Source organism: Calditrichota bacterium (assembly GCA_016867835.1).
In the GTDB taxonomy this organism is placed as follows: Bacteria; Electryoneota; AABM5-125-24; order Hatepunaeales; family Hatepunaeaceae; genus VGIQ01.
In genome coordinates this window covers 1-7,520 of sequence record VGIQ01000122.1, presented here as the reverse complement: position 1 = coordinate 7,520, position 7,520 = coordinate 1, and the positions used below count along the sequence as shown (strand labels likewise).

7 protein-coding genes and 1 pseudogene are annotated in these 7,520 nt (G+C 57.1%); 3 read left to right on the top strand and 5 right to left on the bottom strand.

Translation table 11 applies throughout. The annotated features are described in order from the left end of the window. The 3 genes from FJY67_10365 to FJY67_10355 all read left to right on the top strand — a co-directional run. Positions 1–435, top strand: a 435-nt coding sequence (locus FJY67_10365; GenBank protein ID MBM3329853.1) for a thioredoxin family protein, incomplete at its 5' end; no start/stop codon positions are given. A 20-nt stretch (positions 436–455) separates the two neighbouring features. Further along, positions 456–1,709, top strand: coding sequence for an asparagine synthetase B (locus tag FJY67_10360; GenBank protein ID MBM3329852.1), 1,254 nt, complete (start codon positions 456–458; stop codon positions 1,707–1,709). 10 nt (positions 1,710–1,719) lie between these two features. Beyond that, positions 1,720–2,088, top strand: coding sequence for a hypothetical protein (locus FJY67_10355; GenBank protein MBM3329851.1), 369 nt, complete (start codon positions 1,720–1,722; stop codon positions 2,086–2,088). Between the two features lie 9 nt (positions 2,089–2,097). Here the strand turns inward: FJY67_10355 and FJY67_10350 are convergent, their stop codons facing one another. The 5 genes and pseudogenes from FJY67_10350 to FJY67_10330 form a co-directional block, all read right to left on the bottom strand. After that, entirely contained in the window at positions 2,098–3,207 is a 1,110-nt protein-coding gene (locus FJY67_10350) for a GNAT family N-acetyltransferase (GenBank protein MBM3329850.1), read from the bottom strand. A gap of 51 nt (positions 3,208–3,258) precedes the next feature. After that, on the bottom strand, positions 3,259–4,137 hold the full coding sequence (locus tag FJY67_10345) for a ParB/RepB/Spo0J family partition protein (GenBank protein ID MBM3329849.1): 879 nt from the start codon (positions 4,135–4,137) through the stop codon (positions 3,259–3,261). 116 nt (positions 4,138–4,253) lie between these two features. Next, positions 4,254–5,090, bottom strand: coding sequence for a 3-deoxy-8-phosphooctulonate synthase (locus tag FJY67_10340; GenBank protein MBM3329848.1), 837 nt, complete (start codon positions 5,088–5,090; stop codon positions 4,254–4,256). 8 nt (positions 5,091–5,098) lie between these two features. Further along, complete coding sequence (gene glmS, locus FJY67_10335) at positions 5,099–6,925, bottom strand: glutamine--fructose-6-phosphate transaminase (isomerizing) (GenBank protein ID MBM3329847.1); 1,827 nt, start codon at positions 6,923–6,925, stop codon at positions 5,099–5,101. Between the two features lie 369 nt (positions 6,926–7,294). Further along, positions 7,295–7,520 (bottom strand): annotated as a pseudogene (locus FJY67_10330) (transcriptional regulator).

Here is a 7,520-nt window from a genome sequence, read left to right as displayed (position 1 = left end):
GTCATCTTCTGGTGCAATCACTGCCCCTATGTGATCAAGAACGAGGAGCGAGTGATCGCACTGGGACGGGAATTCATGCCGCGCGACGTTGCATTCTACCTGATCTCGGTCAATGACACGACTAAGTATCCAATGGACGATTTCCCGTCGATGCAGCGACGGTCACGCGAGAAGTCCTACCCCTTCCCCTACCTTTTCGACGAATCGCAAGTGTCGGCAGTGCAATTCGGTGCAAAGACGACGCCCCATGTCTTCCTCTTCGATGCCGGGTATCGCCTCGTCTATCGGGGTGCGGTCGATGACAACACCGACTACTTTGCCGACGTCCGGCATCACTACCTGCGCGACGCCCTTGCGAGCCTTCTTGCCGGCAAGCCAGATTCCATAACCACGCCCGCCACGCAGCCGATTGGATGCTCGATCAAGTGGAAATAGCCACTCCGGCATGTTTGCGCATTCGGAGTGTGGCTTTCTTCATCCTGCTCCTGTCGAACACCCTTCTTGCCGCATCGAAGTTATTGATCCCGATGGATCTGTCGCAGACCGATCACCTCAAGGCGTATGGTGCGGTCTATTGGACGATCAAGCAGGGCGGGAAAGCGGAGTGGCTGCTCAACTATCGCGGCGGGTCGTTCCTATGTGACTATTACGAACCGCTCGAACGGCTCTGCCGTTTGCGCGGAGTGCGCTCGGAACCGCTCGACGGCAGCGCCGCTGCAGCGATCTACGCCACGATCGAGGGCGCCAATATGGAGGTCGTTCTTCTGGAGAAGGCTCCCCGGGTAGCGGTCTATGCACCACAAGGATTAGACCCTTGGGACGACGCTGTAATGTTGGTCCTCAATTATGCGGAGATTCCATTCGACCAGTTGTTCGATGACGAAGTGCTGACCGGCCGGCTCGGCGAATACGACTGGCTCCATTTGCATCACGAGGACTTCACCGGGCAGTTGGGGAAGTTTCTTGGCGCCTACCAGAATGCCGCCTGGTATCAGCAGCGCAAGGTCGAGGAGGAGGCTCGAGCGGTCAAGTATGGTTATCCGTCGGTGAGCGCCTTGAAGAAGAGCGTTGCCCGCGACATCAAAGGATATGTAACGAACGGCGGGTTTCTGTTTGCGATGTGCTCCGGCACCGATACCTATGACATAGCGCTGGCGGCGGGTAGCGTCGATGTCGTCGATCAGGTTTTCGATGGTTCGCCCCCCGAGACTGGCTTTCAGAAGAAACTCGACTTCAGCCAGTGTCTGGCTTTCGAGAACTTCACCTTGATTCCAAATCCACGGGTCTATAAATTCTCAGACATCGATATGACTGAGGAGGCGGTTGCCCGCCGGACTGAAGCGAACGACTACTTCTCACTCTTCGAATTCAGCGCCAAGTATGATCCCGTTCCGACGATGCTGACCCAGAATCACACGGCGGTGGTGAAGGGCTTCATGGGACAGACGACGTCTTTTCGCAAGTCATTGGTGAAAAAAGAGATCATTGTGATGGGGGAGTATGATGGGCAGGATGAAGTGAAGTATCTCCACGGCAACTGCGGACAAGGGATGTTCACCTTCTTCGGCGGGCACGATCCCGAAGACTACCGGCACTTAATCGGCGACCCACCGACGACGCTCGACCTCCACCGCAACAGCCCGGGCTACCGGCTGATCCTTAACAACGTCCTCTTCCCTGGGGCGCGCAAGAAAAAACTCAAGACCTAAGGGGCGCGGAATGAATTTTCGGGACGACCTGCTTGACTTCCTAATCGACCGCTTTCGAGCCTATCCGGACGTCAAGCGGGGGATGATCTTCGGCTGTCCGTCTTTTCAGTGGAGCGGGAGGTACTTTTGTTGTCTTTACGAAGACGGGGCGCTGCTCAAGTTGTCTTGCGATGACTACAACGAAGCGTTGAAGCAGGATGGCTGGACGCCCTTTGCGCCGATGGGGGAGAGGCCGATGGGAACCTGGACGGTGATCTCACTACCCGATACAGAGGACTATCTTGAGGCTTGGGAGTGGTTCGACCGGGCTTATTGGTATATTCAGACCGACGCCGCCGCGCCGGTCAGAAAGAGCGCGAGGAAGAAGAATGCAGGTTAGCAAGAGCCATCAGACATCCCGTTCATAGATTCGATAGGTACCGATCGACGTCGCGCCAGCCTTGGATAGGAGATGCAAAGCCGCCTGGTCGTAATCCGCAATGCCCGCGGTTGCAATCTCGGTGAAGTTTCGTTTCCGACCTTCCTCAACCAAACCCGCCAATAACGCTCGACCGACTCCCCGCCGCCGCCATTCTTCGACAACTCCTAGATACTCGATTCGGATTCGGCGGACCTTGCGCCTTTGCCATACCATATTCAGCATCCCGAAAGGAAAGCCGCGTCGTCTGACCCGATGCAAAGCGACATTTAGATCGGGACTGGCTAACAAGACGCCGATGCCAACCCCATTCTGCTCGGCGATGAACGATAGTCCCGGCTCGACCAGGCGACGTATCTTGGCTGCGGCTTTGAACTCCATCGCCGAACGTGGCACGGCATCCCACCGTCCCGCACGGGAATGCTCATAGGTCTCGCGCAACGTTTCCCACTCCCCCGGAACTCTCTTCACATTGAGGCGTCGAATCGTAATATTGTGTTTATGATGACTTTCACTTGAGCCTGACGGGATACTCGCAGTGAGGTCTGCAAGGCTGGTGGTGTAACTTGCCAAATCCAATACCTTATGGAATACGGAATTCTCATAGAGGGCTTGATAGTAAGGGGGATTCCAAGGCAAACCAAGCAGCGGGGGGCGGTCGAAGTTGTCTATCAGGACGCCGCGTTCGTCGTTGAGCGACGGACTGAATGGTCCAAGCATCTTGCGGATGTCGCGCTTCCTTAGCCAGTGCGAAGCGCTGTTGAAAAGAGCGTGCGCTACGTCGAGGTCGTTCACTGCGACGAAGTAACCCAACGACCCGACCAGTTCGCGTCGCGCTTCGATGTAGTTGTGATCGACCACCGCAGCAATCCGGCCGACGATATTCCCATTCCAGAGCGCCAGAAACATCTCTATGACCGCATGGCCGTAAAAGGGATTGCGCGCCGGATCGAATAGTCTCCGCAGATCGTCCAAGAGGGGCGGGACGAAGGCTGGCTCTCGCCTGTAAAGTTGAAACGGAAATTGGAGAAAGGCCTTCTCCTCGCGGCGGGAGCGGACCGATATGACGCTTAACGACACGGGAAAGTTACCAAATCCATTTGGTCGTCAGTAACAGGTCTGTCACCCATGTTAACGACTTTCCGGAGGAAGAATCAATTCGACCAGTCGCTCAAGGTCGTCGTCGGAGTAGTATTCGATGCGGATGCTGCCTTTCTCGCCGCGGCGACTGATTTCGACGCGTGTCCCGAGCGCTTGACGGAGCTGTTCGACAGCCTCCTGGTGGTAGGGCGGAAGAGTAACCTTGCGCAAGCGCTTGGGGGGTAGTCCAGGCCGGTCAAGTTGAGATTTCGCTTCCGCCTCAGTTTGTCGGACTGAAAGCGCTCCATCGAGGATCTTCTTCCAAAGCGCACTGCGGCGAGCATTGCCTTCGAGGCCGAGGAGGACTTTGGCATGGCCGACGCTAATCCGGCCGTCGGCAAGAGAAGCCTGAATCGGCTCCGTTAGTTCGAGGAGGCGGATAGAATTGGCCACCGTCGCCCGGTTGCGCCCGACCCTGGTGGCAATCTGCTCTTGTGTCAAGCCGAATTGGTCGTGCAAACGCTTATAGCCCGCTGCAGTTTCGAGGGGGCCCAGATCTTCCCGTTGCAAGTTCTCGATGAGCGATAAGGCCAGCAACGTCTCGTCAGAATCGACTTCGATGACTCGACATGGCACATCACCAAGTCCGGCAATCTGTGCTGCCCGCCAACGTCGCTCTCCGGCAACCAGTTGAAAACCATTTCCACCGTATCTGGTCACAACGAGTGGCTGAAGGATGCCGCTTGCCCTAATGGACGCGGCCAGTTCCTCCAGTTCTACCGGATCTAACGCCCTGCGAGGCTGCTCCGGGTTGGGGTGGATTTCGCCCACCGGTATGAGGCGCAGGTCGGTATCGTGCGTTGCATCGGCTTCCGGAAGCAGCGCCGAAAGACCGCGTCCGAGACCGCGCGGTTTATCTGTTCGGGGCATAGGCTTCGGGGTGATGGTTCACTACTGGAGTCGGTCCAATGAAAGGAAAAGGGCAGACCAAAAGTCCGCCCTCCAAGATAATAGACGACAGGCCGAAATGGTAGTGCGATAGGGTGTCAGACGATGTTGCCGGATCCAATCCGTCGAAGGTCGCAGAACTTCGCCAGCATCGCGGGAAGTTCATCGAGAGTCAGCATATTAGGGCCGTCGGACGGCGCTTGATCGGGCGACTCGTGAACTTCGACAAAGAGCCCATCGACCCCCACCGCTGCAGCAGCATAGGCCAGAAAAGGTGCCATTTGCCGGTCGCCGCCTGTTCGGCCGCTCGCACCTCCCGGCGACTGCACTGAGTGCGTGGCATCAAAGACAACCGGCCAGCCATAGCCGGCCATCTGCACCAATCCGGTGTAATCGACTACCAGGCGATGGTACCCGAAGGTTGTGCCGCGTTCGGTTAACATCAGGCGGGTTCCGCCGGAACCGGTTACCTTATCGATGATATATGGCATGTCATCCGGCGCGAGGAACTGACCTTTCTTGACATTGACGCACCGTCCGGTCTTCGCTACGGCTTCGAGCAAGTCAGTCTGGCGGCAGAGGAAAGCCGGTATCTGGAGAACATCGATGACCTCACCGGCAGTTCGGGCTTCTTCGACAGTGTGGACATCGGTCAGGACCGCCACCCCTGCTTCATGCTGCGCCTTTTCGAGGATACGCAGTCCCTCGTCGAGACCCGGTCCTCGAAAAGAACCTCGCGAAGTTCGATTGGCTTTGTCGTAGGACGACTTGAAAAGAAAAGGCATGCCGGCAGCGCGGGCCATTTCGGCCAGCCTCTCGGCATGCCTTAAGATCATTGCCTCGCCTTCGATTACGCACGGTCCGGCAACAAGTAACGGTGCCGCGCCACCTACAACGACGCCTGGCGCCGCCTCGAATGAACGTCGCCCGGACAAACTAAGCGTTACTCGACGGTGACGCTTTTGGCCAGATTGCGCGGCTGATCGATATTGCAGCCCCGCAGAACGGCCATATGATAAGCGAGTAACTGGAGCGGGATCACGGCGAGGATCGGGCTCAATATCGAGTCGGTCCGCGGAATCTCAATCATGTGGTGAGCATGCCGTCGAATCACATCATCGCCTTCGTTGACGACCGCAATGATGACACCCTTGCGCGCCCTTACCTCCTCAATGTTGCTGAGCACCTTATCATAGATGGCGCCGTTAGTCGCGATGAAGATCACCGGCATATTCTCATCTATCAGCGCGATAGGGCCGTGCTTCATCTCGGCGGCTGGATAGCCCTCGGCATGAATGTAGGAGATTTCCTTCAACTTCAACGCGCCTTCAAGGGCTACCGGGTAGTTAATCCCACGCGAGAGATAGAGAGCATTGGTCGAATCGGCAAACTTCCGGGCAAGTTCAAGGATTTGGTCTGATGAAGCGAGCACCTGACGAACCTTTTGCGGAAGTTCGATCAGCCCGTGAACGATTTCCCGACCACGCTCAAGCGATAACTTCCGATTCCGACCAAGTTTGAGCGCCAGGAGCGTAAGCACTGCTACCTGTGAAGTGAAGGCTTTGGTTGAGGCAACACCGATCTCCGGCCCGGCGTGGATATAGACTCCTCCGTCGGACTCCCGCGCAATCGTTGACCCTACGACATTACAGACGCCCAAGGCTAACGCGCCGCGAGCCCTGGCTTCGCGCATCGCCGCCAGAGTATCGATCGTCTCGCCCGATTGACTGATAGCAAGGGCGATGGTACCTCGTTCAACGATCGGGTTCCGGTAGCGGAACTCGGAGGCATACTCCACTTCGACCGGAATACCGGCCAGTTCCTCAATCAGATACTCGCCGATTAACCCGGCATGCCACGACGTCCCACAACCGAGAATGATGATCCGTTTCGTCGCTGCAAGTTGGGACTCGAAATTGACCAATCCGCCCAACTTGGCGTTGCCTTCGGCTTCGATGACCCGGCCGCGCAGCGAGTCGGTGAGCGAATTGGGCTGCTCGGCAATCTCCTTCAACATAAAGTGCGGATAGCCGCCCTTTTCGATCTCCTGAATGTCGAAAAAGATCTTATCTACGCGCTTGTCGAGCGGCTCATGTGCCAGCGTAGTGTTGGCTATTCCGTCTTTGGTGACGACCGAGAATTCGCCGTCGTCGAGGAAGATCACGTTGCGGGTATGATCGACCACCGCAGCAAGGTCTGAGGCGATGAAATTCTCACCCGTGCCGATGCCGAGCACGAGTGGTGAGCCGAGTCGAGCCGCGATCAGGCGGTCCGGTTCGTCGTGCGAGAGGACGACGATGCCGTAAGTCCCTTTGACCTGCGACAACGCGCGCCGGACGGCTTGCTCGATGTCGCCCTCGTCCAACTCCTCGATCAGATGGGCGAGAACTTCGCTGTCGGTATCCGTCTTGAAGATGTGCCCTTTGGCTGCCAGACCGGTCTTCAGGGTGTAGTAGTTCTCAATGATGCCGTTATGAATCAAGACGATACGACCGGTGCAGTCGGTATGAGGATGCGCGTTGATCTCATTGGGCTCGCCGTGAGTTGCCCAACGGGTATGACCGATGCCGATAGACCCCTCGCTCATGGAGCCGTTGATGCGCTCGACCAACCCCGAGATCTTTCCGCCCACCTTGGTAATCTGCATTGAGCCGTTGTTGACGACCGCAATGCCGGCCGAGTCGTATCCGCGATACTCCATTCTCTTCAAGCCATTGACGAGAATGGGAGTGGCGCTACGATGGCCTACATAACCTATGATTCCGCACACTTTGGGGACTTTCTAACGAAACGTTGTCGCGGTCCGAGACACTCGACGGACTGCACCTAACCTGATAGACAAATATAATATAGAGTCGCCCGGTTAGTATAGTGTGACCGGCGTCAAAAACGCCAATTGGACAGCAGGCATTTCTGCCCTACCGTCTGCAGCCTATTCTAACCTGCCTCAAACCCAATCTTCAAAGGAGCCCGCCAGGGAACACCGGACGGGCTCCCTTGTGTCCGATCAGGAAAGTCGCTTGATCAGCGCGAGTTTGTCGTCGATACTCATATTGAGCACCCGGTTGATCAACTCGAGATCGAGATTGGTCAGATTGACTGAACCGGAAAAACCGGTGGATACAGCAACTGACGGTGCTGCAGCCAGAGCCGCCTTCGGCTTGCGTCCGCGCTTCTTGGGAACTGGAGCGGCTTCGGTCGGTGCTGCAGCCAGAGCCGCCTTCGGCTTGCGTCCGCGCTTTTTGGGGGCTGGAGCGGCTTCGGTCGGTGCTGCAGCCAGAGCCGCCTTCGGCTTGCGTCCGCGCTTCTTGGGAACTGGAGCGGCTTCGGTCGGTGCTGCAGCCAGAGCCGCCTTCGGCTTGCGT